Source organism: Saccharopolyspora shandongensis, from assembly GCF_900106995.1.
Classification (GTDB): Bacteria; Actinomycetota; Actinomycetes; order Mycobacteriales; family Pseudonocardiaceae; genus Saccharopolyspora; species Saccharopolyspora shandongensis.
Map to the genome: position 1 here is coordinate 25,093 of NZ_FNOK01000038.1, position 24,795 is coordinate 49,887.

At 71.5% G+C, this 24,795-nt stretch carries 23 protein-coding genes; 8 read left to right on the forward strand and 15 right to left on the reverse strand.

Features of this window, described 5'->3' with window-relative positions; all coding sequences use genetic code 11:
* Positions 1–14 precede the first annotated feature (14 nt).
* From BLW84_RS30810 to aztD, 3 genes are all read left to right on the forward strand, one after another.
* A complete protein-coding gene (locus BLW84_RS30810) occupies positions 15–1,220 on the forward strand; it encodes a hypothetical protein (protein ID WP_245761510.1) in 1,206 nt (401 codons plus the stop codon).
* Positions 1,217–2,146 (forward strand): zinc ABC transporter substrate-binding protein AztC, encoded by a 930-nt coding sequence (gene aztC / locus BLW84_RS30815; RefSeq protein ID WP_093272407.1) that lies wholly within the window; start codon positions 1,217–1,219, stop codon positions 2,144–2,146. Before BLW84_RS30810 ends, aztC begins: the two co-directional genes overlap by 4 nt.
* A gap of 65 nt (positions 2,147–2,211) precedes the next feature.
* Complete coding sequence (gene aztD, locus BLW84_RS30820) at positions 2,212–3,387, forward strand: zinc metallochaperone AztD (RefSeq protein ID WP_093272549.1); 1,176 nt, start codon at positions 2,212–2,214, stop codon at positions 3,385–3,387.
* A 139-nt stretch (positions 3,388–3,526) separates the two neighbouring features.
* Here aztD and BLW84_RS30825 read toward each other — a convergent pair whose 3' ends face one another.
* Positions 3,527–7,072, reverse strand: coding sequence for an AAA family ATPase (locus BLW84_RS30825; protein ID WP_143061160.1), 3,546 nt, complete (start codon positions 7,070–7,072; stop codon positions 3,527–3,529).
* A gap of 239 nt (positions 7,073–7,311) precedes the next feature.
* Here BLW84_RS30825 and BLW84_RS30830 point away from each other — a divergent pair, with 239 nt between their 5' ends.
* Genes BLW84_RS30830 through BLW84_RS30845 form a run of 4 tightly spaced genes read left to right on the forward strand, consistent with a single transcriptional unit; the run spans position 7,312 to position 11,212 of the window.
* Positions 7,312–8,055 carry an IclR family transcriptional regulator gene (locus tag BLW84_RS30830; RefSeq protein WP_177226780.1) on the forward strand — a complete coding sequence of 248 codons (744 nt, stop codon included), beginning with the start codon at positions 7,312–7,314 and terminating at the stop codon, positions 8,053–8,055.
* Positions 8,052–9,002 carry a formimidoylglutamase gene (hutG, locus tag BLW84_RS30835; RefSeq protein WP_093272415.1) on the forward strand — a complete coding sequence of 317 codons (951 nt, stop codon included), beginning with the start codon at positions 8,052–8,054 and terminating at the stop codon, positions 9,000–9,002. The genes BLW84_RS30830 and hutG overlap by 4 nt, the downstream gene beginning before the upstream one ends.
* Positions 9,003–10,481, forward strand: a complete 1,479-nt coding sequence (locus BLW84_RS30840; protein WP_093272418.1) for an ABC transporter substrate-binding protein/permease — start codon at positions 9,003–9,005, stop codon at positions 10,479–10,481.
* Positions 10,481–11,212 carry an amino acid ABC transporter ATP-binding protein gene (locus BLW84_RS30845; protein ID WP_093272420.1) on the forward strand — a complete coding sequence of 244 codons (732 nt, stop codon included), beginning with the start codon at positions 10,481–10,483 and terminating at the stop codon, positions 11,210–11,212. The genes BLW84_RS30840 and BLW84_RS30845 overlap by 1 nt, the downstream gene beginning before the upstream one ends.
* Before the next feature lie 279 nt (positions 11,213–11,491).
* On the opposite strand, the gene BLW84_RS30850 is transcribed toward BLW84_RS30845, so the two are convergent.
* Together BLW84_RS30850 and BLW84_RS30855 are read right to left on the reverse strand one after the other, a co-directional pair.
* On the reverse strand, positions 11,492–12,415 hold the full coding sequence (locus BLW84_RS30850; protein WP_093272423.1) for a phosphotransferase: 924 nt from the start codon (positions 12,413–12,415) through the stop codon (positions 11,492–11,494).
* Between the two features lie 81 nt (positions 12,416–12,496).
* A complete protein-coding gene (locus BLW84_RS30855) occupies positions 12,497–12,664 on the reverse strand; it encodes a hypothetical protein (RefSeq protein ID WP_218157541.1) in 168 nt (55 codons plus the stop codon).
* Positions 12,665–12,884: 220 nt separating this feature from the next.
* Between BLW84_RS30855 and BLW84_RS30860 the strand changes: the two genes are divergently transcribed.
* Positions 12,885–13,688 (forward strand): nucleotidyltransferase family protein, encoded by an 804-nt coding sequence (locus tag BLW84_RS30860; protein WP_143061161.1) that lies wholly within the window; start codon positions 12,885–12,887, stop codon positions 13,686–13,688.
* A 232-nt stretch (positions 13,689–13,920) separates the two neighbouring features.
* On the opposite strand, the gene BLW84_RS30865 is transcribed toward BLW84_RS30860, so the two are convergent.
* The 12 genes from BLW84_RS30865 to BLW84_RS30920 all read right to left on the reverse strand — a co-directional run bounded on the left by BLW84_RS30865 (position 13,921) and on the right by BLW84_RS30920 (position 24,723).
* Positions 13,921–15,303, reverse strand: a complete 1,383-nt coding sequence (locus BLW84_RS30865; RefSeq protein ID WP_093272428.1) for an MFS transporter — start codon at positions 15,301–15,303, stop codon at positions 13,921–13,923.
* A gap of 135 nt (positions 15,304–15,438) precedes the next feature.
* Complete coding sequence (locus tag BLW84_RS30870; protein WP_093272430.1) at positions 15,439–15,969, reverse strand: dienelactone hydrolase family protein; 531 nt, start codon at positions 15,967–15,969, stop codon at positions 15,439–15,441.
* Between the two features lie 12 nt (positions 15,970–15,981).
* Positions 15,982–17,616, reverse strand: coding sequence for a thiamine pyrophosphate-binding protein (locus BLW84_RS30875; RefSeq protein WP_093272433.1), 1,635 nt, complete (start codon positions 17,614–17,616; stop codon positions 15,982–15,984).
* A gap of 280 nt (positions 17,617–17,896) precedes the next feature.
* Entirely contained in the window at positions 17,897–18,667 is a 771-nt protein-coding gene (locus BLW84_RS30880) for an SDR family oxidoreductase (RefSeq protein ID WP_093272435.1), read from the reverse strand.
* 10 nt (positions 18,668–18,677) lie between these two features.
* Positions 18,678–19,427: a 3-oxoacyl-ACP reductase family protein gene (locus tag BLW84_RS30885; RefSeq protein WP_093272439.1), complete on the reverse strand. Its 750-nt coding sequence runs from the start codon at positions 19,425–19,427 to the stop codon at positions 18,678–18,680.
* Positions 19,424–20,221 (reverse strand): alpha/beta fold hydrolase, encoded by a 798-nt coding sequence (locus BLW84_RS30890; protein ID WP_093272441.1) that lies wholly within the window; start codon positions 20,219–20,221, stop codon positions 19,424–19,426. The genes BLW84_RS30885 and BLW84_RS30890 overlap by 4 nt, the downstream gene beginning before the upstream one ends.
* On the reverse strand, positions 20,218–21,000 hold the full coding sequence (locus BLW84_RS30895) for an aspartate dehydrogenase domain-containing protein (RefSeq protein ID WP_093272444.1): 783 nt from the start codon (positions 20,998–21,000) through the stop codon (positions 20,218–20,220). Before BLW84_RS30895 ends, BLW84_RS30890 begins: the two co-directional genes overlap by 4 nt.
* On the reverse strand, positions 20,997–21,932 hold the full coding sequence (locus BLW84_RS30900; protein ID WP_093272447.1) for a VOC family protein: 936 nt from the start codon (positions 21,930–21,932) through the stop codon (positions 20,997–20,999). Before BLW84_RS30900 ends, BLW84_RS30895 begins: the two co-directional genes overlap by 4 nt.
* 183 nt (positions 21,933–22,115) lie before the next feature.
* Positions 22,116–23,159: a Rieske 2Fe-2S domain-containing protein gene (locus tag BLW84_RS30905; protein ID WP_093272449.1), complete on the reverse strand. Its 1,044-nt coding sequence runs from the start codon at positions 23,157–23,159 to the stop codon at positions 22,116–22,118.
* 2 nt (positions 23,160–23,161) lie between these two features.
* On the reverse strand, positions 23,162–23,386 hold the full coding sequence (locus tag BLW84_RS30910) for a recombinase-like helix-turn-helix domain-containing protein (protein WP_093272452.1): 225 nt from the start codon (positions 23,384–23,386) through the stop codon (positions 23,162–23,164).
* 143 nt (positions 23,387–23,529) lie between these two features.
* Positions 23,530–23,772: a hypothetical protein gene (locus tag BLW84_RS30915; protein ID WP_093272454.1), complete on the reverse strand. Its 243-nt coding sequence runs from the start codon at positions 23,770–23,772 to the stop codon at positions 23,530–23,532.
* Between the two features lie 12 nt (positions 23,773–23,784).
* A complete protein-coding gene (locus BLW84_RS30920; RefSeq protein WP_093272457.1) occupies positions 23,785–24,723 on the reverse strand; it encodes a PDR/VanB family oxidoreductase in 939 nt (312 codons plus the stop codon).
* Positions 24,724–24,795: the final 72 nt, after the last annotated feature.

Consider the following 24,795-nt stretch of genomic DNA (forward strand, 5'->3'; position numbering starts at 1 on the left):
ATCGAGAGGGGATCGTGAACTACATCAGGAAGAAATCCGCTGCCTTCGCGGGATTGTCGGTCGCAGCAGTGGTCCTCGCGGGATGCGGGCCGGACGCGTCGACGCCCGCCGAAGAAGTTCCGCACGGCTACGTCGAAGGCGCGGAGGAGGCCGCCGAGGCGCAGTCGCGCCTGGTGGTCGCCGACGCGCAGTCCGGGACCGTGCGCGTGCTGGACCTGATCACCGGCGATGCCGCGGAGGCAGGTCAGGTGCACGGCGTCGAAGAGGTCGTCGGCGACGGGCGGTTCGCCTACCTGGCGGCGGGCCCGTCGGTCCGGATCGTCGACAGCGGCTCCTGGATGGTCGACCACGGCGATCACGTGCACTACTACCGCGCCGCCGTTCGCGAGGTCGGCACGATCCCGGGCACCGGGCCGGTGCGCGCGTACCGCGATCCAGCGGTCGTCGCGGTGTCGTTCGGCGACGGCACGGCCAGCTTGCTCGATCGCGCCGAGCTGGAGGCGGGCACGATCGCCGAGACGGGCAAGATCGAGGACGTGGCTCGCGGCGCGGCGGTGCTGCCCTTCGACGGCCACGTCCTCGTGCCGGTGGAGCAGCCCGGCCGGGCGGGCGCGTTGCAGGTCCGCAGCCGGGACGGTCGGCCGGTCACGACCATCGATCAGCCCTGCCCCGGCCCCGCCGGTGCCGCTGTCACCCGGCGAGGCGCCGTGTTCGGTTGCGCCGACGGCGCTCTCCTCGTCGACTCGAAGGACGGCAGGTTCAGCGGCGAAAAGATTCCGTACCCGCGGCCGGTCTCCGAGGACGAGCGCGCGCAGGAGTTCGACCACCGGCCGGGCAGCGACACGCTCGCGGCGAAAGCCGGTGCGACCGGCGTCTGGTCGCTCGACGTCGCGCACCGCAAGTGGACGCACATCGCCACCGGCCCGGTTCTGACGGCCAACGCGGTCGGCGCCGGCGGGCCCGTTCTGGCCCTCACCGCGGATGGGGCTCTGCGCGCGTTCGACGGCGAAACCGGCCAGGAGACGGCGGTCGTACCGCTGCTGAGCGATCCGGTGGCGGGCGGGGTTGCGCCGACGATCGAGATCGACACCAGCCGCGCCTACATCAACGACGCGACCGCGGGTGTCGTCCACGAAATCGACTACAACGACGCCCTCCGCCGCGCTCGCACCCTCGAACTCGGCGGCCGGGTCACCCACCTGGTGGAGACGGGACGATGAGCGCTGGAACGCGAAGCAGCCGGCTCCTCATCACCTCCGGAATCGCATTCCTCCTTGTGCTCACCGGCTGCACCGCCCCGGCGCAGGGCCGTTCGGGCGTGGTCGTCACGACCAACATCCTCGGCGACATCACCCGGCAGATCGTCGGCGGCGAAGCCGAGGTGACGGTGCTGATGAAGCCCGACGCGGACCCGCACTCCTTCGGGATCTCGGCGCAGCAGGCGGCGAAGCTGGAACAGGCCGGTCTCGTCGTCCACAATGGATTGGGCCTGGAGGAGGGTGTCGCGCGCAACGTCCAGGCGGCGGAAGCCGCCGGGGTCCCGACCCTCGCCGTGGGCGCCGAGGTGGATCCCGTCCGCTACACCGCGGGGAGCACCGACGGCCGTCTCGACCCGCACTTCTGGACCGACCCCCGGCGCGTGAGCCGAGCGGTCGACCTGATCGCCGAGCAGGTCATCGCGCACGTCGACGGCGTCGATCCGCAGGTCGTGCGCGCCAACGCGGCGCAGTACCGGGGCGCCGTCGACCGGCTCGACGCCGAAATGGGCCGGCAGTTCGCCGACATCCCGACCGAACGCCGCAAGCTGGTGACCAACCACCACGTGTTCGGATACCTCGCGCAGCGGTACGGCTTCGAGGTCGTCGGCGCGGTGATTCCCAGCGGAACAACGCTCGCCTCGCCCAGCGCGTCGGACCTGAAGTCCCTCGCGGACACGGTTCGCGCGGCAGGCGTTCCGGCGATCTTCGCCGACTCCTCCCAGCCGGACCGCCTCGCGCGAGTCCTCGCCGACCAGGCCGGCCTGCACGTCGAGGTCGTGTCGCTGTTCTCCGAATCGCTGAGCCGACCGGGACGGGGCGCCGGCGACTACCTGGAAATGATGCGGTCCAACGCCGAGTCCATCGCGCGGGGGCTCGGCCGGGACTGAGCCGCGCGAGCCCGCCGCCCCGGGCACTCCTGGATCCGTCCGTCCGAAGTGGAATGGAAATGATGATGGTGAATACCGTTTCCCGCAAGAAGATCGCCGCGGCGTCCGCGGCGTTATCCCTCACTGCCGCGCTGGGTGCCTGCAGCACCGCGCAGGCACCACCCCAGGAGAACGCGGCCGCCGCACCGGCCGTGGTGGCCGATCCGGTCACCGTCACCTACGACGGTGGCGTCTACGTCCTCGATGGCAGGACCTTGGAGGTGGTCGAGGACCTGCCGCTGGTGGGCTTCAACCGCCTCAACCCGGCCGGCGACGACCGCCACGTCCTGGTTTCCACGGCGACGGGTTTCCGCGTGCTCGACGCGGCCGGCGCGATCCTGAGCGACGTCGAGTTCAAGGGCGCCAAGCCGGGTCACGTCGTGCCGCACGCCGGCAGGACCGTGCTCTTCTCCGACGGCACCGGCGAAGTCACGGTCTTCGATCCCGAAGCGCTCGGTGCCGGCATGCCGCCGACCGAGGTGTACCGGACGCCCGAACCGCACCACGGCGTCGCGATCGAGCTGTCCAACGGCGAGCTCGTGGTCACGATCGGAAACGAGGAGGAGCGGGTCGGCATCAGGGTGCTCGACGCCGCACGCAAGGAGATCGCGCGCAGCGAGGACTGCCCCGGCGTGCACGGTGAAGCGACCGCGCAGGGCGAGGCCGTCGTGATCGGCTGCGAGAACGGCGCGCTGATCTACCGCGGCGGCACCATCACGAAGGTCACCAGCCCCACCGAGTACGGCCGGATCGGCAACCAGGCCGGCTCCGCCGCGTCGCCGATCGTGCTGGGCGACTACAAGAAGGACGAGCACGCCGAACTGGAGCGCCCCCAGCAGGTTTCGCTCATCGACACCACCAACGGGAGCCTGCGGCTGGTCGACATCGGCACCAGCTACACCTTCCGCTCCCTCGCCAGGGGGCCGCGGGGCGAGGCCCTGGTCCTGGGCACCGACGGCGCGATCCACCAGATCGACCCGGCGACCGCCCAGGTCACGCGGACGATTCCGGTCCTGGCCCCGTGGCAGGAGCCGCTGGAGTGGCAGCAGCCGCGGCCCGCGATCTTCGTCCGCGGCGGCACCGCCTACATCACGGATCCGGCGGGGAAGAAGATCCACGCGATCGATCTGGCCTCGGGGAACGCCCTCGCCACCGGCGACCTGCCCGCGATCCCGAACGAACTCAGCGGCGTCCGCTCCTGACGCTCCAACACCTCGTTGCGCCGCTGGACCCGCCCGGCGGTGGCCGCGGCTCACGACGAGCCGGGCCACCGCCGGGCGGGCAGCCGCTCTTACCGCCCCTCCTCCACCGGGCGCGGTGAAATGACGGCGCAGCAGACCATCAGAGGTATTGGCCGAACTGGTCGGTTCGGTTCGCCAGGTGGCTGATGTGGACGCCGGACAGGTCCGCCGGGCGGAGGAGGCCGACCTCCGCCGCGTCCTGCCGTTCGGATGCCGTGATCCGCTCGCCCTGCAGCGCGATCGCCCGGTCTAGGAGGTTTCTGACGACCCGGCCGTTGCCGAACGACTCGTCCCGGCTCGTCGCCCGCAGGATTCGGCGGACCTCCGCGCCGACTTCTTCGTGGACGGTGAATCCCGCCATGCTCGCCAGGCTTTCGAAGATCTCGACGAGCTCCGCCTCGTCGTAGTCCGGGAAGTGCACCACCGAGGGGAAGCGCGAGGCCAGGCCGGGGTTGGTGCGCAGGAACTCCGTCATCCGGCTCTCGTACCCGGCCGCGATCACCACCAGGTCGTCGCGGTGCTCCTCCATCAGCCGCAGCAGCTCCGCGATCGCCTCCGGGCCGTAGGAGTGCCTGCCGTCCGGCGGCGTCAGCGCGTAGGCCTCGTCGATGAACAGGACGCCGCCCCGCGCTCGCTCCACCGCGGCGCGGACCTTCGGCGCGGTCTGGCCGATGTACTCGGCGATCAGGTCCGCGTGCGAGACCTCCACCAGGTGGCCGGAGGACAGCAGGCCGAGCTTCGCGTACACCGCCGCGACCAGCCTGGCGACCGTCGTCTTCGCCGTGCCCGGATTGCCGGTGAACACCAGGTGCCGGGTGCGGGCCGCGAGCGGCAGCCCGGCGCCACGGCGCAGCCGGTCCGCTTCCGCTTCGGCGACCAGCAGGCGCACTTCGCGCTTCACCGACTCCAGCCCGATCAGGCCGTCGATCGCCGCCAGCGGGTCCGCCGGGAGGTCCGCGTGCACCGGTTCGACCGGGGTGTCGGGCACGTCCACGGCGTCGATCCGGTGCAGCGACTCGTCCGCGCCGACCACACCGTCCGCGAGGATTCGCCTGGACTGCAGCGAAACCGCGCGTTCCAGCAGGTTCACCGCGAGGCGGCCGTTGGTCATCGCCGCGTCGCGGCGCGCCATGCGGACCACCGCCCGGGCCTTCTCCGCCACCCCGTCGCCGAGCGCGAAGCCCGCCGCCGCGGCCTTGCGCTCGAACAGCTCCACGACCTGCTCGTCGGTCAGGTCCGGGAAGCGCACCACCTTCGGGAAGCAGGCCGCCAGTTCCGGGGTCGCCTTGAGCAGGCCGTTCACCGCGGCGTCCGGGCCGCACAGGACCACCAGCAGATCCGCCGAGCGCGATTGCAGGCCCGCCAGCAGCGCGTCGATCACGCCCTGGTTGCGGGCCCGGTCGACGTCGATGCCGGGCCGGGCGAGCGTGCCCGCGTCCTCGACGCACAGCACGCCGCCCATGGCCCTGTCGAGCGCACGCTGCACCCCGGTCGCCGCCTCCGCCACGTGCCGCCCGGCGAGGTCCGCGCAGTCGACCACCACCAGATGCCCGGAGGACAGCAGGCCGAGATCCGCGCAGGTCCGGCCGAGGACCCCGGCCACGGTCGTCTTCCCGGTCCCCGGCGCGCCGGTGAACACCAGGTGCCGCGGGCGCACCGCGCCTGGCATCCCGGCCTCCCGGCGCAGCTTCGCGGCCCGGACCTCGGCGAGGACCAGGTCCAGTTCGCGGCGGACCGAGTCCAGGCCGACGCAGTCCGCCAGGTCGGTGCCGGTCGAATGCTCCGGCAGGTCGCGGCCGAGCACCTCCACCGGTCCTCCGCTGTTGCGGGCGCGAGCCGCGTCGACGCCGCGCTGCGCCAGGTCCTCGATCAGCCGGGCGCCGCGCATGTTCTGCGGCCCCACCGCCGCCAGCCGCGCAGCCGACTGCGCGACCTCGTCCGCTGCGACTGCGTCCCGCCGGGCCACCGCGCGCCGGAACAGCTCGGCGAGGTCCTCCGGCGCGAAGTCGGCGGTCCTGGCGACCCGGAACTTCTGGAGCAGCGCCGGATTCACCGCGCCCACCCGGTCGTCTCCCCCGGCCCGGCACACCGCGATGACGTGCAGCTCCGGCAGCCGCTTCACCAGCCGCCGCAATTCCTCCAGCAGCGCGGTCCCGGACCGCTCCAGGCCCGCCAGCTGGTCGAGACCGTTCACGACCAGCACGTCGTGAGCGCCGAGGCCCTGCGTCTTCTGCTGCAGGTGCACCACCGCGTTGCTGACGTCGAGGCTGGCGAACTCGGCCTCGGAAACCCAGGCTTCGGTGCGGTTGCCGCCCGCCTTGAGCAGCATTCCGCGCAGCACTCCCGCAGCCGTGCCGCGCCCCGTGCTTTCCGGACCGGTCAACAACATCCGCACCACCCTGGTGCGGCCGTGCCGGAAATCCGCCAGCTCGGCGCGGACCGCCTCGGCCAGCTCCGGCTGGCCCACCAGGGCCGCCGCCGGGTCCGCGGCCGCCGAGTGCAGTTCCTCGCCGCCGACCAGCTTCGGCACCAGCAGGTTGAGCACCCTGCGCGGCCGGGCCAGCACCCGCAGTTGCCGCTGGAAGTCCCGCACCGGGACGAAGCAGCTCGGCGTCACGACGCCGTCCGGCAGGCCCTGCACCACGCCGCTGATCCGCATCGCCATGTCCAGCCAGGCGCGGCAGACGTCCACCTCACCCGCCAGCACCGCGCGCCCCAACCAGGCGAGCACGAGGTTGTGCCATCGGTCGCCGTCGAAGTTCTCCTTGAGCCGGACGAACATGGCCTGCACGACCTCGAACATCGCGTGGCCCGTGGTGAGCGCCAGTTCGACCGGCACCTCGACCAGCTCGGCCTGCAGCATCAGGCCGGCCAGCGCGATCTCGTGCTCCACCGAGTAGTCGATGTCGGGGATCGGGCCGGCGCCCGCGACGCCCGGTGACCGCTCCAGCAGCCGCTGGTGCGCGGCCAGGAACCCCGAGCACGCCCAGTCCAGGTAGCCGGCCGGGCCGCTGAGCTCGGGCAGCGCCGCCAGGATCGACTCGTCGGCGCGCTGCGCCCACAGGTCCGCCAGCCTCCCGACCGGCGCGACGAGGTCCTGCTTGGCCAGCGCCGGGTCGGCCGCGCGCATGTCGTGCAGCGCGATCAGCGCCTGGCGGCGTGGTTCGAGCGGCTCGATCCCGGCGAACACGTCCAGGCAGCGGCGGGCGACGTCGAACGCCAGCTCGCGCAGATCGGGGTCGTCCCCGGCACCGTCGAGCAGCCACTCCACCGGCGGCCGGAACCGGGACGCGCTCGCGCTCCAGGACCAGGTGCGGTTGGGCCGCCAGGGCTGGGCCGCGAAGCCGCCCATGGTCTCCCGCTGCAGGTCGGCGGCGTTGCCGCCGCGCACCGCCGCCGTGCCGACCAGGAACTCCAGCAGGAACCACAGCTCGGCGCCGATGACGGTGGTGTCCTCGGCGAAGAACTCCGGCAGTTCCACGGCCAGCGCCTCCGCGGCCGGATCGCGGTTGAGCTCGACCGCGCGCTCCCCGATCTCCTCGTACAGCCCGTCCGGAACCCGCCACGGACCGTGGGAGTACACGTCCAGCACGGGCTCGTCGGACAGCAGCAGCCGGAGGTGCTCGGGCAGCAAGGAGCGATCCACGGTCCGCCACCTTACTTCCGCCCGCCGGCTGCCTGATTCCAGGCGACGAACACCGATCACTCGCCCGCCGGGAAGTCCTCGTCATCGAATGACCACCGGTAGTCGGGGCGTCACTGTCGGTCCAGCTTCGGCGCCGCTGGCTGCTCCTCTCCGCGCATGCTCGAACACTGGGAATGACATTCCCATTAAATGGGAAGAATTGCTGGGCAGCAGGTCACCGCCGACGTAGCGTGCCCGCCGTGACAAGCCCGGAAACGAACCGGAAAGCCGGTACGCGAGCAGCGCGGATCCTTGCCGTGTTCGCCGAACGGGAGAGCGCGACGGCGGACGAGATCTCCGCTGTCACCGGGATCCCGTCGAGCGCCGTGTACCGGCACTTGACGACGTTCGTCGAGATCGGGCTGGTGCACCAGGCACGCACCCGCGGCCGCTACTGCGCGGGGTCGCTGACGGTGCAGATGGCCGAGAACTACCGCCGCGAGGTGCTCAGCCAGGGCGGCGTGAAGCGCCGCCTCCGGCGGCTGGCGACCGACACCGACGAGCTCGCCGCGTTCCTCATCGCCCGCGACAACGACGTGCTCTGCGTCGAAGCGGCCGAGGGGACGCGGGTCGTCCGGTGCAGCTTCTCCCCCGGGCTGAGCAAGCCGCTCACCTTCGGCGCGAGCGCCCAAGCCCTGCTGGCGCACCTGCCCGAAGAGCGGGTCGCGCGCGCCGCCGCGGCGCACGGGCTGACCCCGCCGCAGGTCCACAAGTTGGAGGTCGACCTGCGGCGGGTCCGGGGCAAGGGCTTCGCGGTGAGCGTCGGTCAGGTCGATCCGGGCGTGTGGGGCGTGAGCGTGCCCGTGTTGGACCGGAAGCAGAACCTCGTCGGCGTGGTCAGCACGATGGCCCCGGACTTCCGCGTCCGGCCTCGGCACGAATCCCTCGTGACGCTCACGCACGCCGCAGCGCAGGACATCAGCAGACTGGAGGAGTACGCGTGAGCACATCCGTTCCCAGGTGGACCGGACGCGTCGACGGCCCGGGTCCGGAACATCGCCGGTGGCACAACGCCATCGACGAGTCGCCCGGCGCCACCGGCGTTTCGCTGATCGGTTTTCCCAGCGACATCGGCGTCCGCCGCAACGGCGGTCGTCCGGGGGCGCAGGCGGGCCCGGGCGCGATCCGCGCGGCCCTGGGTTCGTTCGCGATCCAGCCGGAGGTCGTCGTGCAGGACGCCGGTGACGTCGCGGTCGCCGGCGACGACCTCGAAGCGGCGCAGGACGGCCTCGCCGAGGCGGTCGCGGACCAGCTCCGCGCCGGGAACCTCCCGGTCGTGCTCGGCGGCGGGCACGAGACCGCCTACGGCTCCTACCTCGGGCTCGCCCGCAGCGGCCTGCTGGACGGGCGGCGGCTGGGCGTGCTCAACCTCGATGCGCACTTCGACCTGCGAGAGGCCGATCGCCCGTCGTCCGGCACCCCGTTCCGGCAGATCGCCGTCGGAGAGACCGAGCGCGGCGCCGAATTCACCTACGCGGTGATCGGGATCAGCCAGCCCAGCAACACCGCCGCGTTGTTCGCCACGGCGACCGAGCTCGGCGTCCGCCACCTTCACGACCTCGACTGCCAGGAACGGCACATCGAGGACGTCCTCGAATTCGTCCGGGCCTTCATCGCGGACGTCGACGCGCTGTACCTGTCGATCGATCTCGACGTGCTCCCCGCCGCACAAGCGCCGGGAGTCAGCGCTCCTTCGACCCTCGGCGTACCCGCCGCTGTCGTCATCGAAGTGTGCCGGTTGGTCGGCAGCGACCCGAAGCTCGCCCTGTCCGACATCACCGAACTGAACAGCTCCTACGACATCGACAACCGCACCGCTCGGATCGCGGCCCGCCTCGTGCACACGATCGTGACGAGCGCCGCCGACCGGTCTGTCCCGGAAGGACACTGAATGCACCGTCAGCGAACCTGGGCGCGGCTCGCGACCGCGCTCGTCGCATGCCTGCTCGTGCTCGTGCCCACGAGCGCGGCGTCCGCGGCAGAACCCCCCACCAAGCTCGACGCGTTGCGGTCCGGGCAGGCCACGCTCCGGGTCGGCACCGACGCGACGTTCCCGCCGTTCGAGTTCACCGACGCCCAGGGGAACCAGCTCGGTTTCGACATCGACCTGGTCCGGGCGCTGGCCGCGCGGGCCGGCATCAAGAACGTCGAATTCGTCCAGATGCCGTTCGGCAACATCGTTCCCGCGCTGCAGGCGGACCAGATCGACGTGGGCGCCTCGGCGATCTACATCAGCGCCGAACGCGCCAAAGCCGTTGATTTCACGGACATCTACTACCCCGGCGGCCTCGCCATCTTCGCCGGCGAGAAGGACAACGGCATCGCCTCGCTCGGGGACCTCGCGGGCAAGCGGGTCGCCGTCCAGGTGGGCACGAAGTCCGTCGAGTGGGTCAAGCAGCACCAGCCCGCGGCACAGCTGATCACGGTGCAGACCAACGAGCAGATGTTCTCGTCGGTGCGGCTGGGACAGGCGGACGCCGTCGTGACCGGCGCGCCCGCCGGTAAGTACTTCATCGCCCAGCAGGGCGGCCTCAAGCAGGTCGGCGAACGCCTGACCGACGAGAACTACGGCTACGCCTTCCAGAAGGCCGATGCGGATGTGCGCGGCGCGTTCAACACCGCGCTCAAGCAGATGCACGACGACGGCTCCTACGCGCAGGTCACCGAGAAGTGGTTCGGCGCGGAGACCACGGCGGCCAAGCCGGGCGGGCACCCCCTGTTCAACGTGGCCACCATCGTCGAGTCCTCGGGGCAGATCTGGCAGGGCCTCCTCGTCAGCATCCAGGTCATCCTGAGCGCACTGGTGCTCAGCCTGCTGCTCGGTGCCATCGGCGGTTTCGCCAAGCTCAGCCGGATCGCGCCGCTGCGGTGGCTCGGCAACGCCTACGTCTCGGTCATCCGCGGGACGCCGTTCGTGGTGCAGCTGTTCTTCATCTACTTCGGGCTCCCCCAGCTCGGCCTGCAACTTCCGCCGATGGCCGCCGGGATCATCTCGCTCGGGCTCTACAGCGGCTCGTACGTGACCGAGATCTTCCGCGGTGCCGTGCAGTCCGTCGACCGCGGTCAGCTGGAGGCGTCGCGGTCGTGCGGGATGTCGCACGCCTCGGCCATGCGCCACGTGATCATCCCGCAGGCCTTCCTGCGCATGCTCCCGCCGCTGGGCAACGAGTTCGTCTCGATGACGAAGAACTCGGCGCTGGTGTCCTTCGTGACCATCCACGAGTTGTTCCTCGTGGGGCAGACCATCATCTCCCGCACCTTCGACGCGCTGACGGTCTACCTGTTCATCGGCCTCCTCTACTACCTGATGACCAACCTCATCGGTTTCGCGACGAGCACCATCGAGAAGAAGATGGCGGTGTACATCTGATGGCACTACTGGAAGTCCGGGACCTGACCAAGGTCTACGGCGACGTCAAGGTGCTCGACGGGATCGACTTCACGATCGAACCCGGCCAGGTTGTCGCGGTGATCGGCCCCAGCGGCGGCGGGAAGTCCACCTTCCTGCGCTGCCTCAACCTGCTGGAAACCCCGGCCTCCGGCAGCGTGCGGTTCGACGGCGACGAGCTGACCGGACGCGGTGTCGATCTCGACCGGCTGCGGTCGCGGATGGGCATGGTGTTCCAGCACTTCAACCTGTTCCCCAACATGACGGTGCTGCGCAACATCGTGCTGCCCCAGGTGAACGTGCTCAAGCGCTCGAAGGCCGAGGCCGAGGCGAAAGCACGCGGTCTGCTGCAGCGCGTCGGCATGCTCGAACGCGCGGACGCTTACCCGAACAGGTTGTCCGGCGGGCAGAAGCAGCGCGTCGCGATCGTCCGCGCCGCCGCGATGGACCCGAAGCTGATGCTCTTCGACGAGCCGACGTCCGCGCTGGACCCCGAGGTCGTCCAGGACGTCCTCGACATCATGTCCGAGCTCGCCCGCGACGGCATGACCATGGTCGTCGTCACCCACGAGATGGGCTTCGCCCGCAAGGTCGCCGACCGCGTGGTGTTCGTCGACGGCGGGAAGATCGCCGCCGACCTGCCGCCGGAGGACTTCTTCTCGGAGGGCAACGCGAATCCCCGCATCCGCACCTTCCTGGACAAGGTGCTCTGACCGGCTCGGGCCCGGACGCGCCTGCGCAAGGCGCGTCCGGGCGGCGGGCCAGCCCGGGCGGATCGGGTTCGGTGCGGGCGACGGCTGCACACCGAATCCGAACACCGCCGAGCCTTCTACGGCATCTTCGCCGTGGCGGCGCCGTCAGGAGAAGTCCAGCACCAATCTCCCGCGCAGGCCGCCCGCCTCTAGCAGGCGGTGGGCCTCGGCCGCCTCCTCGCCTGGCCTGTACCGGCCTCCTCAAGAAGCTAGGTGAAACAGTCGAAGTATGCCGCCGATCTACTCGTGGAATCGGGTCAGACGCTCGCTCAGGACCCGGTCGAGCGCCGCCCGTCCCGCCGGACCCCACGCCGGCTTGCCGCCGGGCAGGCCGCGGTCCCCGTTCTGGCCCATCAGCATCAGGAAGAGGCTCTTCAGCGCGGCCAGCCCGCGGGCGCGCCGGACCATCGCCTCGTCAGCCTCCGCGTACGCGGCGAAGAAGCGTGCGGCCGCGCCCGCCGGCAGCAGCACCCAGGCGGCCGCCAGGTCCGACGCCGGGTCGCCGACGAACAGGTCGCCGAAGTCGACAACGCCCGCCAGCGTCCCGTCCGCGACGACGATGTTCGCGGGATGCAGGTCGCCGTGCACCCACACCGGCGGACCCTCCCATGCGGGGGCCGCGACGGCGTCGTCCCAGACGGCCCGGACGTCGGCGGCGTCGGAGCCGATCGCGTCAGCGTCGACGGAGTCGAAGAACTGGTCGAAGCCGTCCGTGCAGTCCTTGGGATGCGCGCCGCGGCCCGTATCAACCGGTGCGTCGGCGGGCGCTGCCACGTGCAGCGCCCGGAGGAATGCCGCCAGGGTGTCGGCCGCGTGCTCGCCGCGGGTGATCGACCCGTGGTCCAGCGGCAGGCCCGGCACCCACGTCATGACCGTCCAAATCTTGGGGAAACGCTCGGAGGGCGCACCACTCCGCACCGGCACGGGGATTGGCAGCGGCAGGCGTGGGGCGAGCAGCGGCAGCCACCGGCGCTCCTTGAGCTGGTGATCGGGGCCGGTGTCCATGCGCTGGATCCGCACGGCCAGCTCGTCCCCGAGGCGCCACATCTGGTTGCCCCAGCCGCCCTCCACCTCGCGGAGGGGCAGCTCGGCCAGGTCCGGATGCTGGTCCCGCAGCAGGTCGCGGATGAGACCCGCGGTGATCTCGGTCTCGATCTCGGTCATGCGGAGCAACCATACTGGGTTCGACCACGACAACGTTGTCCGACCGTTCCGACGTGCGATCGATGCGCGAGCTCCAGAGCATCACACCATCGCTGCTGCCCCAAGTAACCATATGGACTGCATGCACAGTCCGGCGCTGTAGGCCGTCATGTCGTTGTTGGCCATCGTGTTCACCACGACGGCGATGACGAAGACCGGGGCGATCCAGGCGGGCATGATGCTCGCCAGCGCGGCCTGGGGATCGCTCATGTCCAGGGCCGTCGCCGCCAGGGCGCCCCCGCGACAGCCTGCTCCGCGCCGGCGAACCGGACACCGCCGGTTGAGCAGGAGCGTCGGCCTGGATGTCCTGTCGCACCGGATTAGGGCTGTTCACGGTTGGCCGGGAGGGGTGATCGGTAGATTGTCCGGCATGCCCAGCGGTGATCTTCCAGTCGAGGTCTGTCGGAGTGCGGAGCTGTTCCTGACTGCCGTGGATGAGTTGGCACCGGGCTTGGTCACCGGCTTCTACCTGGTCGGATCGGTGGCCTTGGGCGACTTTCACCCCTCCGGCGCCGGTCGCGGCCGGCTCAGCACGGCCAGCGATATCGACTTCGTTGTGGTAACCGACCGCCGTGTGGAGTCCGGGTCACGGGAGATGGCGGCGTTGGCCGAGGCCCACGCCCGCACCGTGGCCTGCTTCCCCCGGCCGCACTTCGATGGCGCGGTGCTCACCTGGACCGACCTCGCGACCGGGCCGGACCACTGCCCCGACGTTCCCTGTGCGCAGGAGAGCCGGTTCGCACCGGCCGGCCGGTCCGGCATCAACCCGGTGACGTTCTGCGAGCTTGCCTGGCACGGGATTCCGGTGCGCGGGCCCCACCCGACCGACGTGGACCTGTGGGCCGACCAGAATGCCTTGCGCGCGTTCACCGTCGACAACCTCCGCACCTACTGGCGGCCGTGGTGGCAGCAGATGCGGCAGCAACGCCCGCTGGCCGTCGTCGTCGGGCTCACTGCGTGGTTCCCGGTGTGGGCGGTTCTCGGTGTGAGCCGACTGCACCACGTGATCGCTACCGGAACGATGACCTCCAAAACCGGTGCCGGTCGGTACGCCCAGAAGGCGTTCGACCCACGCTGGCAGCGCATCATCGCCGAAAGCCTGAGCCTGCGCACCGGCGGCGCCGAGGGCCGTCGGGGCTATCGCAACCCGCTGGCCCGTCGCCGCGACACACTCGCCTTCCTGGACACCACGATCGAGACCGCACTCGCGCTCCCCGCCGAAAGCCCCGAATAGCCACTGCGTGTTCGTGGTCGTTCTCCGTTGATGCTGTCCTGGACGGCGGTCAACGACACGAACGCGCGATCGTTGCCGAGCTGCCCCGGGGTCGACGCCATCGGCTGACCCGCGTTCTGTCCTGTTCGGACACTGCGCGCGTGCGAACGGCCCTGCCGCGCGAGCGCAGCAGGGCCGTTCGTGACCTACCTGCCGGACCGGTCTTGAAACGACCTGCCATCACCGGGCATCGTCACGGCGAAAGCTCTTCGAGCGTGCGCCCCTTGGTCTCCTCGGCGAAGACCGCCGTGACGAGCGTCCCGACGAGTGTGATGCCGCCGATCAGCAGGAACACCGCCGACAGACCCGTGCCGCCCGCGTAGACCAGGGCGACCAGGATCGGGCCGATGATGATGCCCAGCCGGTTGAGGACGCCGCCCAGGCTGCAACCGAGCGCCCGGCTGCGGGTCGGGTAGAGCTCCGGCGTGTAGAGGTAGAGGCTGATGTTGGCCGCGAAGCTGAACATCGCCGCGAACGCGGAGAACACCGCGAGCTGCCCCGCGGAGTTCGCGCCGAGCACCGCCAGCACGCCCATCGCCACCGTGGTGCCGCCCAGCCCGATGCTCAGCACCATCCGCCGGCCGAGCCGGTCGATGGTCAAAGCCGCCAGCACGCAGCCGGCCAGCCCGGCCACCGACGCCAGGGTGCTGTACCAGAGCGAGACGTCGATCGGCAGGCCGAACACCTGCTTGTAGAGCGTCGGCAGCCACGAGGTGAGCCCGTAGTTGGCCAGGTAGCCGACGAACCAGATCGTCCAGACCACCAGGGTGCGGCGCCGGTAGCGACCGGTGAACAGGTCGCGCAGCGCGCCGGTGCGCGCGGACTCCGAACCGACGACCGCGGGAGCCGGTGCGGGCGGCGGCAGGTCCCGGCCGGTGGAGCGGCGGACGTTCTCCTCGATCCGCGTCATCACCTCCTGCGCCTCGGCGGACCTGCCGCGGGCGGCCAGCCAACGCGGCGACTCGGGCACCCTGCGCTGCAGGAAGAACGCGGCGACGCCGGGGATCGCGGCGATCAGGAACAGCGTGCGCCAGCCCCAGTGCGGCACGATCCACGCCGACGCCAGCGCGCCGACGGTCAGGCCGGCCGGGAAGACCACCTCGTACATCAGCACGAAACGGCCGCGGCGCTTGGCCCGGCTGAGCTCGGCGATGTAGGACGCCGCGGTGGGCACTTCGCCGCCGATGGCGAGCCCCTGGATGAACCGCAGGACCAGGAACGGCAGCAGCGCCGGGCTCAGCGCCATGCCCAGGTTGCCGAGCGCGGTGATCACCAGGCACAGCGTGATCACCCGGACCCGGCCGATGCGGTCGGCGAGCCAGCCGGAGGCCAGCGCCCCGAGCAGCATGCCGATCGAGCCGACGGTCAGGGTCGCGGTGGCGCCTGCCGTGGACAGGCCCCACTCGCGGGAGATCTCGGGCAGCGAGAAGGCGATGAGCAGTTGGTCGAACGCCTCGAAGAACGTGACGACGCCGATGATCAGCCGCACGCTGACGTGCCAGCGCGACATCGGCAGCCGCTCCAGACGAGCGGCGACGTCCTGCTGGACGGTGTGGTCGGGGGCCGTGATGCTCATGCGTCCCTCCTTCGTTGGGACACGCATGCCACGAGTGCGTGGCATGGAACGGTAGTTGCCGGGAGGTTCGGCGAGCGCGGTGGACTCGCGTCTGGCGCCCCCTGGGTCGGGAGGCGACCGGTGGGGCCGATGTGGTCAGGGCATCCGGGCGTCGAATAGCCGGATCGCCCGGGCGGGGTCGGCGGCCGGGGACTCGTCGAGCGGATCGCACTCGACCGCCGCGGCCAGGTCGTGTTCGGCGGCGGCCCGGGTCGCGAGCGGGCCGGTCTCTCCCACCCCGAGCGCGCCGGTCGCGCGGGCGGGGATGCCGAGCCGGGAGGCCAGGTGGTCGAGGGCCCCGGCGATGTCCGCGGCGAGGTCGTCGGCCGCCAGCAAGGACATCGCGGCGCGCGCGGTTTCCTCGTTCTCCGGGCGGAACTCCTTGCCGCCGGTCTCGTAGTACAGGTAGGGGGCGGCCGCGACGTGCCCGTTGCGGGCCAGCGCCCGGCAGCAGTGCTCGATCGGTTCGGTCAGCCCGTAGGCGTCGTGCAGCACTACCACGGCCGTGCGCAGCCGGGTTCGCGGGAACCGCACGAACAGCGGTGCCGCGGTGCGCAGCACCCGGCGGCCCCGGTTGGCGGGTCCGTGGGCGTGGTGGTGGTCGTGGTGGGCCGGTTCGGCAGGCATCTCGGATCCTGTTCAGCTGGGCACGTGGACCGGGGGCACGAACGGCGACGGCGTCGGTTCGAGCGCGGTGACGTCGACCTCGATCAGGACCGGGCGGTGCTCCGCCACCGCCTTGGCGAACGTCTCGGCGAACGATTCCGCCCTGTTGACCAGCGCGTACGGCATGTCCAGCGCGTCGGCCAGGCCCCCGAAGTTCGGCGTGAACAGGTCGACGCCGGAGCGCCGGTTCGCGTGCTTGTCCTGCATGTTGCGCAGCACGCCGTAGCCGCCGTCGTTGAACACCACCAGCACCAGCCACGGCTGCTCCTGGGCCAGCGTGGCGAGCTCGCCGAGGTGCACCGTGAGCCCGCCGTCCCCGGCGAACACCACGGTCGGCGCCTGCGGCACGCCGATCGCCGCGCCGATGCCGGTGGCCAAGCCCTGCCCGATGCCGCCGCCGACCGGGAAGACGTTGGTGTTCGGCCGGTAGATCTCCAGCAGCCGGTTGCCCCACTGGCTGGACGGGATCGTCACGTCCCGCGCGATCACCGACTCGGCCGGGAGCGCCTGCCGCATCGCATCGCAGATCAGCGCGTACTTGCCGATCGCCGCGCGCAGGTGCGCGCGCACCCGCGCGCGAGTGCCGGTGACCTTCTCGCGCCAGCCGGCCTCGGCGCCCACCACCCCGGTCAGCTCCGCGAGCAGCTGCGGGAGCACCTGCTCCGCAGCACCGGTCAAGCCGACCTCGGCCGGGTGGACGCGGCCGATCGCCGCCGGGTCGACGTCGATCTGCACGTGGTTTCCGGGCAGTTCCAGCGCGTAGTGCCTGGTTTCGTTGGAGCGGAAGTGCGTTCCGATGGAGATCAGCAGGTCGGCCTCGGCGAGCAGCGGCCCGGCCTCGGGATTGGCGGCGAAGTTGCCGATCACCAGCTCGTGGTCCTCCGGCACGCTGCCGCGGCCGGAGTTGCTGGTCAGCACTCCCGCCCCGAGCAGCTCCGCCAGCTCGCGAACGCGCTCGCCGGCGCCGGTGCCACCGCCGCCTACCCACAGGATCGGCCGCTCGGCGCTGCGGATGATCTCGGCGGCACGGCGCACCGCCCCCGGATCGACCGGCGGCGCGGCCTCGCCCCGCTCCGCAGGAGCGGCCTGGCATCGCTGCTCGGCGTACTGGAGGTCGATCGGCCATTCCACGCTCGATGGTCCACAAGGGAGCGACAAGGCGCTGCGAACCGCTTGGCGGAGCACGGATTCCGCCGCATCGGACGAGTTCACGGTGGCGGAATGCTTGGACACGGCGGCGAGCATCGCGGCCTGGTCCTTGGTCTCGTGGATGACGCCGCGGCCCTGCCCGAGGAACGGCGAGTCGATCTGGCCGGTCACGTGCAGCACCCGGCTGCCCGCGGTCAGCGCCTCGACCATCGCGCCGGCCGCGTTGCCCGCTCCGGTGCCGGTGCTGGTGATCGCCACCCCGAGGCCGCCGGTCGTCCGGGCGTAGCCGTCGGCGGCGTTGACCGCCGCCGCTTCGTGGCGCACCGGGACGAAGCGCAGCTCTCGGCTCACCGCCTCCACCAGGGGCAGGTTGTGCACGCTGACCACGCCGAAGGCGGTGTCGACGCCGTTGTCGCGCATGACCTGGACGAGCAGATCGCCGCCGTTGGTACTGGGCATGACAGTCCTTTCTCTCGTGAGCGCGAAAACCCTTTCGCACTCACGACCGGAGGGCTCAGAGCCTGTTAGCGAATGTCGTTTTGTTCTTTGTCTTTGAAGCGGCGCCAGCCGCTTAGCCCACCTAAGCAACTTGCACCGCCGCGGGTTCTCAGACGTCGTCTGGCGAGGACAGCCCGTTTGCCGCGTATTGGACATACGTAAAAACGGGATCCCACAGCCAGGCGGCGTCTGAGGTTCCGCCACCCGCACCGCCACGCAAAACGAGCCCACCAACAGGCTTTCAGAGGTAGCGGGCGATGCCGCCGCCGACGTCGACGGCGGAGCCGGTGATGTAGGAGGCGCGCGGGGAGAGCAGCGACGCGATCGGGAAGGCGACCTCGTCGGCGGTGCCCAGCCGCCCCAGCGGGATGCCGCGGTCGGCGGCCAGTTCCGCGCTCCACGCGGCGAAATCCGCTGCGGAGCCGGACTGCTCGTAGCGGCGCCGCCACTGCCCCGTGTCGATCAGGCCGAGGCACACCGAGTTGACCCGGATCCCGTCGGCGGCGAGCTCACCGGCGAGCGTCTTGGTCAGGTTGAGCAGCGCGGCCCGCGCCGCCGAGGTGGCCGCCAGGCGCGCTTCGGGCTGCCGCGCCAGGATCGCGTTGATGTTGACCACCGATGCGGCGTCGGAGGCGCGCAGCCACGGCTGCGCGGCCCGGATCACGTGCAGGACGCTGAAGATCTTCAGCTCCAGTTCGTCGCACCACTGCCGGTCGGCGGTTTCGGACAGCCGCGCCATCAGGGAGCGCCCGGCGTTGTTGACCACGCCGTCGATCCCGCCGAAGGCATCGGCGGCACCCGCGACGAACTCCTGCACGGCCTCTTCGTCCAGGACGTCGCAGGCACCGATGTGCACCGGCAGCCCGTCCAGCGCGGCCTTCAGCCGGTCGGCGTCGCGTGCGCACGCGGCGACGTTGGCTCCCTCGGCGAGCAGCATCTTGGTGGTCGCCAGGCCGACGCCGGAACTCGCGCCGGTCACCACCACGGTGCGGCCGGTCAACCCAAGATCCATCGTTTCCTCCTCATCGGCAGACGAAGCCGCCGTCTACGAGCAGCGTCTGGCCGGTGATGTACGCGGCCGCGTCGGACAGCAGGAACCGCACCGCGCCCACGAGGTCCTCGGGTTGCTGCGGCCGGGCGAGCGCGCGGTTGATCCGGTACAGCTCGTGCCGTTCGGCCGGAACCGCCTGGGTGGCCTCGCATTCGGTGATGCCCGGGGCGACGGCGTTCACGGTGATCCCGTCGGGACCGGCGTCGCGGGCCATCGCGCGCGTCATGGCCACGATCGCGCCCTTGGAGGCCACGTAGTGCATCAGCCGGGGCGGGCCGTAGAACGCGACGTCCGAGGCGATGTTGAGGATCCGGCCGTCTCCCCTGGCCCGCAGCTGCGGGTAGAGCGCCTTCGAAACCAGCCAGGTGCCGCGCAGGTTGACCGACATGATCCGGTCGAACTCGTCGGGCTCGATGTCGCAGAAGTGCTTCCCGCCGACGCCGTCGGCCAGCGCCGCGTTGTTGACCACGCCGTAGGCCCCGCCGAGCTCGGCGACCCGGTCGGCGAACCGCTGCACCGAGCCGGGGTCGGACACGTCGGTATCCACGCGGTGCACTGGAACGCCGTGCTCGGCGAGTTCGGCTACCGCCGTGGCGGCGAAGCCGGAATTCCGCTCGGCGATCACGAGGTGCGCCCCGGCGGCGGCGAGGTCGTGGGCGATCGCGAGCCCCAGGCCGCGGCCGGCGCCGGTGACCACGACCAGTCGTCCGGTGAGCGTCACAGCACTCCTCCCCTGACGTCGAGTTCGGCCAGGAACGTCCGCACCGCCGCGTTGAACTCGGCGGGGCGCTCCTGGTTGGCGGCATGCCCGGCGCCGGGGATCTCGACCAGCCGGGCGTCGGGGATCTGCTCGGCCAGCACCCGGCTTTCGGCCACGCCGGTCACGGTGTCCTCGCCGCCGACGACCACCAGCGTCGGCGTGGTGATCACCGCCAGCTGCGCGGAGTGGTCGGTCGCGGCCATCACCCGGGCGGCGTTGCGGTAGCCGCGCGGCCGGACCCGCGACATCAGCGCCACGACCTTCTCCCGCACCGCCGCGTCCGCACCGGGCGCCACCAGGCGCGGTCCACGGGCGGCCGCGAACTCGTCCGCGCCGCGGGCGGCGAGCTCCCGGACCCGCGCCGCCATCGCCTTGCGGCCGTCGGCCGTCCGGCCGGAGCCGCGCGAGGAGTCGGCGAGGATCAGCGACCGCAGCACCTCCGGTGCCTTGATCGCCACCCGCGTCGCGATCACCCCGCCCCAGGAAACCCCGAGCAGGTGCGCCGGTTCGGCGTCCAGTCCGCGCAGCGCCGACACGACCGCGTCGGCGTACGCGTCCAGGTCCGGCTCGCCGGGCAGGTCGGCCGAGCCGCCGTAGCCGGGCGCGTCCCAGGCGATGACCCGGTGGTCGCCGGCCAGCCCGGACAGCTGCGCGTCGAACGCGTCGGCGGCGCCGCCGATGCCGTGCAGCAACACCAGCGGCGTGCCGCTACCCGCCACCACGAAGTCCACATCGGACACCTTCGTCCGGATCATGCGAACGCTCCGGTCGGCGCGGCGAGCCGGCCCACCGCGGCCAGCACCGCGTGCGGAACCACGCCGCTGGTGGCCGGATTCGCCGGGGACGGGTGGTTGCGGATCTCAAAGCGGTAGTCGCCCGCGCTGCCTTCGGCCGTGATCACGTGGCTGGTCAGCGGGGCCTCCGGGTCGGCGACGACGGCGGCCTCCACCAGGTCCCAGTCCCCCACCGCCAGCGCGACCGATGCCGCGACGTTGGCCGAGGCCGGGAAGGCGGCGGTGACCGCGCGGGCCGGTGCGCGCATCAACTCGACAGGCTCGACGGCGGTGCGCAGCCGCTGCGCGGCGGGCTCGTCCATCCACTTCTGGATCAGCGTGGTCGCCTTCTTGGTGGTCACGATGCGCACCTCCGACAGCCCGCCCATCCGGGCGGCCGCCGCGAGCACGTCCAGGCCGCCGATCGCGCCGCTGCACAGGTGCAGCCGGCCGGGCCCGGTGTCGCGCAGCTTCGCCAGCAGGGCGTCATCGGCCAGCGCGCCGACCGACACCACCAGCAGATCCGTGCCGGCGGCCACGATGGACGGCCCGAGCTCGGCGAGCGCGCGCTGGCCCGCGCACTCGACGATCAGGTCCGCCTGCTCGATCGCGGCTTCGACGTCCAGCACCGGCAGTCCCGGCGGGTCGGTGCGCTCGGCGTGCACGACGCCGACCAGCTCGGCCCCCGGGACTTCGCCGTCCCGCACCGCGCGCGCCACGACGCCGCCGATCGCGCCGCAGCCGAGGATCGCCACCTTCATGCGCGCACCAGCTCCCGGTAACCGGCGTCGGGCTTGCCCGCCATGTGCGCACGCGCGTCCTTGGACGGCGGGCCCGCGGTGCCCCACTGGTCGGAGAGCTCGGCGGTGCGCCGCCACACCCGGCACAGCCAGGCGTCCTCCTCGACCTGCGCGACGTCGGAGGTGTACTCGCAGACCAGTCCGGCCGGATCGGCGAAGTAGGAGAAGGTGTTGGATCCCGGGCCGTGCCGCCCCGGGCCCCACAGCGGGGTGATCCCGTTGTGCTTCAGCCGCCCGATGCCGCGCATGAAGTGGTCCATCGACGGCATCTCGTAGGCCACGTGGTTGACCGAGGTCCACCGCGCCTGGTTGAACGCGATCACGTGGTGGTCGGAATTGCACCGCAGGAACGCCATCTGGTGCTCCGACCAGTCCGAGATCCGCATCCCCAGCACGCGCGTGTAGAACTCGCAGGCGGCGTCGATGTCGACGGTGTTGAGCACGACGTGCGCCACCTTGCGGGGCACCGCGGGCAGGCCGCCCGGATCTTGCGCGACGACGGCTTCCACGTTGCAGGACAGCTCGACCAGCCGGCCTTCGGGATCGACGAACCGCAGCCCGTAGCCGCCGCCGATCTGGTCCAGCGGGCCGGGTTCGGCGAGCATCGGGACGCCGAGCGCGGCCAGCCGCCGCCCGGCCTCGTCGATCTCGGCGGGCGTGCCGACCGCGAACGCGATCTTGCCCAACCCGTTCTGCTCGGCCTGCCGCAGCTCGACGATGTGGTGTTCCGAGCCGGTTCCGCGCAGCCACGCGGCGTCCCGGTCGGTCTCCACCGGGGTCAGGCCCCAGATCTCGCGGTAGAACTCGGCGGCCTCGGCGAACCGCTCGGTGCGCAAGCCGACCGACCGCAGCGACCGGAGCCGCACCACCGGTTCGGCGTCGGGGAATTGCATGGTGTGCACTCCAATCAGAGACTGTCTTCGAAGCGCCGGAGGCGCTTGGCCCGCCCTCGCGACTTGCACCGCCACGGGTTCCCAGGAGCCTTCTCGCCGATGCCGCGTGGACATCCCAGAGCCGAGAAGGCTTCAGGGGTTCCGACCGGCAGCGCCAGGCAGAAGCGGTTCGGAGACAAGCAATCAGCGGGCGGCCGCGCGGACGGGTTCGCGCTCGGCTCGGGCGGCCGCTTGGCGCTTGGCTTCCGCGCGCAGCATCCGGCGCAGCCGGACGAGGGCGATGTCGTGCTGGTAGAGGTTCTCCCGCGCCCAGGCGTCGTCGGGCATCGCCTCGGCCATGACGCGGTCCTGCTCCAGCACCTGCCAGTGCCGCGCCTCGATCCGGTTCTTGTACAGGAACCGCCAGCTGTCCCGCTGCCAGCCGCTGACCTTGCGGCAGCGCCAGAAGAACCCGGCGTGCTGGCGCTCGTTGATCGCCGTCACGCAGGCGACGATGGTGAACGGCCCGCCCGGCCCGGCGGTGTCCGGGTACGGGATGTCCAGCGTGACCGATTGCAGCCCGCCGGTGTCGAGCCACTCCGACCAGTCGAAGTTGACGCCGCGCTGGTCGGTCTTCTCGAACACGAAACCGGTGTCGGTGTCCCGGATCTGGAACGCCGCCTCCCGCTTCCCGGTGTACATGGTGTGGCTGTTGCGGTGCAGGAACGCGCCGTGCATGGGGTCGAGCAGGTTGTCCAGCGAGAGCAAGTAGGAGGCGTCCCACTCGACGTAGCAGAGGAAGTCGTCCCACTCGGCGCCGGCGATCGGCGCGGGCACCTGCAGCGGGGTCGGCTCGGCGGACTCGTCCGCGCCGAACCAGGCGAAGATCGCCCCGGCGTGCTCCTGCGCCGGGAAGGTGCGCAACGCCTTGCGGCCTTCCAGCGCGCAGCCCGGGCTGCCCGGCACCGAGGCCACGACGCCGTCGCCGTCGAGCTGAACACCGTGGTAGTTGCAGGCGATCCGGTCGCCCATGTGCACGCCCAGCGACAGCCGCGCGGAGCGGTGCGGACACCGGTCCTCCTGCACGTGCACGACACCGGAACTGTCGCGCCACAGCAGCAATTCCTCGCCCGCGCGCTCCAGCCGGGTCAGCTCGCCCGCCCGGACCCGGTGGGACGGGCACAGCGGGTACCAGCGGTCCCGCAGCCCGAGCAGCAGGAGGTCTTCCTCGTTCCGCAGCCTGGTCATCGTCAGATCTCCTTCGCGCCGAGGCGGGCGAGCTCGGCGGTGAACGCCTGCTCGGTCCAGTCGGAGCCGTCGGCCGGGCGGACTCCGGTCTCGTTGAGCGCGGCAACGACGCCGGGCAGGTCGTGCACGCCCCGGCCGTAGATCGCCTCCAGTTCGTCGGCGAAGGCATCCGCATAGCTCGTGGTGGGCCCGAGCCGGGTCTGCACCGGCTCCAAGGTCAGCGACATATCGGTTCTCCTCCAGTGTTTCCAACGGGACACCGGCACCCGGGTCTTTGCGGGGTCGTATCCGCACGCGGTGCGGGATTCAATCGGGCTGCCGGACGTGCACGACTCGGGAATCCCGGAGTCCAGCCGGCAGTCAAAAGCCTCTAATGCAGTGCCGCCCGGCCGAGATCGGTCAGGGCCGCGGTCACGCGCCGGCCGCTCGCGCCGGGCGGGGCCGCGCGCAGCAGGCCGGTCTGCACCAGCTCCCGGGCGCTGCCCTGGTCGCAGCACGGCAACCCGTCGACGTACAGGTCGGGTTCGCAGCTGCAGGTGATCTCGGCCCGGCCACCGGCGACGGCCCGCAGCATGGCCAGCTGGCGGTGGTTGAGCACAGCGATGACGGTCATGATCGCACTCGTTCACAAGTCCAGCACCAGCTCGGCCGAACGGCAGCGGGACACGCAGATCATCATCGTTTCCCCGGCATCCCGTTCTGCCTGGCTGAGCACGAAGTCGCGGTGCTCCGGCTCGCCGCCGAGCACCTTGGTCTCGCAGGTGCCGCACACGCCTTCCTGGCAGGAGTTCGGCACCTGCACCCCGGCGTCGGACAGCGCGTCGAGCACCGAGACGTCCGGGCCGACGAACACCCGCGTGCCGGAGGCTTTGCAGGTCACCTCGAAGCCGTCGTCCGAAGTGGACGCTGTCGCCTCCGGGGCCCGGAACCGCTCGACGCGCAGCACCGACGGATCGGGCAGCGCCGATTCCACCGCGCTGATCAGCGGTTCGGGGCCGCAGCAGTACACCAGCGCGCCGGGCGGCAGGTCGGCGAGTTCGGCACCGAGGTCCGGCGGCCCGCCGTGCTCGTCGTCGGCGTGGACGCGGACCCGGTCACCACCGATCTCCCGCAGCTGCGGCAGGAAGGCCATGCTCTCGCGGGACCGTCCGCAGTAGAGCATCCGCCAGTCGGCGCCGCGGTCGGCGAGTTCGCCGGCCATGGCCCGCATCGGCGTCACGCCGATGCCGCCCGCGATGAGGAGGTGGCGCTCGGCGGGTTCCAGCGGGAAGTTGTTGCGCGGCCCGTCGACCGTCAGCAGGGTGCCCGCGGTCAACCGCTCGTGCACCCAGCTGCTGCCGCCGCGCGAGTTCGGCTCGCGCAGCACCGCGACCGTCCAGCTGCGCCGGTCGGCCGGGTCGCCGCACAGCGAGTACTCCCGCGTCATCCCGTTGGCCAACTGCAGTGCGAGGTGCGCCCCCGGTTCCCATGCCGGGAGGTCGCCCCCGGCCGGATCCCGGAATTCCACCTGCACCACCCCGGATGCCAGCCACGTCGTGCTGTGCACCCGAACCCCGTGCGCCATGCTCCTCACCCCGGGCCTTCCTCGACCGACGTCTGTTCTCCAATGCGGCGCGGAGCCGCTCGCGGCGTGGAC

What these genes read in the sequence shown, in the direction of transcription:
- aztC (WP_093272407.1), top strand. Translation starts at nt 1,217, where the DNA reads ATGAGCGCTGGAACGCGAAGCAGCCGGCTCCTCATCACCTCCGGAATC.
- aztD (WP_093272549.1), top strand. Translation starts at nt 2,212, where the DNA reads ATGGTGAATACCGTTTCCCGCAAGAAGATCGCCGCGGCGTCCGCGGCG.
- BLW84_RS30840 (WP_093272418.1), top strand. Translation starts at nt 9,003, where the DNA reads ATGCACCGTCAGCGAACCTGGGCGCGGCTCGCGACCGCGCTCGTCGCA.
- BLW84_RS30845 (WP_093272420.1), top strand. Translation starts at nt 10,481, where the DNA reads ATGGCACTACTGGAAGTCCGGGACCTGACCAAGGTCTACGGCGACGTC.
- BLW84_RS30850 (WP_093272423.1), bottom strand. Translation starts at nt 12,415, where the DNA reads ATGACCGAGATCGAGACCGAGATCACCGCGGGTCTCATCCGCGACCTG.
- BLW84_RS30855 (WP_218157541.1), bottom strand. Translation starts at nt 12,664, where the DNA reads ATGAGCGATCCCCAGGCCGCGCTGGCGAGCATCATGCCCGCCTGGATC.
- BLW84_RS30865 (WP_093272428.1), bottom strand. Translation starts at nt 15,303, where the DNA reads ATGAGCATCACGGCCCCCGACCACACCGTCCAGCAGGACGTCGCCGCT.
- BLW84_RS30870 (WP_093272430.1), bottom strand. Translation starts at nt 15,969, where the DNA reads ATGCCTGCCGAACCGGCCCACCACGACCACCACCACGCCCACGGACCC.
- BLW84_RS30875 (WP_093272433.1), bottom strand. Translation starts at nt 17,616, where the DNA reads ATGCCCAGTACCAACGGCGGCGATCTGCTCGTCCAGGTCATGCGCGAC.
- BLW84_RS30880 (WP_093272435.1), bottom strand. Translation starts at nt 18,667, where the DNA reads ATGGATCTTGGGTTGACCGGCCGCACCGTGGTGGTGACCGGCGCGAGT.
- BLW84_RS30890 (WP_093272441.1), bottom strand. Translation starts at nt 20,221, where the DNA reads ATGATCCGGACGAAGGTGTCCGATGTGGACTTCGTGGTGGCGGGTAGC.
- BLW84_RS30895 (WP_093272444.1), bottom strand. Translation starts at nt 21,000, where the DNA reads ATGAAGGTGGCGATCCTCGGCTGCGGCGCGATCGGCGGCGTCGTGGCG.
- BLW84_RS30900 (WP_093272447.1), bottom strand. Translation starts at nt 21,932, where the DNA reads ATGCAATTCCCCGACGCCGAACCGGTGGTGCGGCTCCGGTCGCTGCGG.
- BLW84_RS30905 (WP_093272449.1), bottom strand. Translation starts at nt 23,159, where the DNA reads ATGACCAGGCTGCGGAACGAGGAAGACCTCCTGCTGCTCGGGCTGCGG.
- BLW84_RS30910 (WP_093272452.1), bottom strand. Translation starts at nt 23,386, where the DNA reads ATGTCGCTGACCTTGGAGCCGGTGCAGACCCGGCTCGGGCCCACCACG.
- BLW84_RS30915 (WP_093272454.1), bottom strand. Translation starts at nt 23,772, where the DNA reads ATGACCGTCATCGCTGTGCTCAACCACCGCCAGCTGGCCATGCTGCGG.
- BLW84_RS30920 (WP_093272457.1), bottom strand. Translation starts at nt 24,723, where the DNA reads ATGGCGCACGGGGTTCGGGTGCACAGCACGACGTGGCTGGCATCCGGG.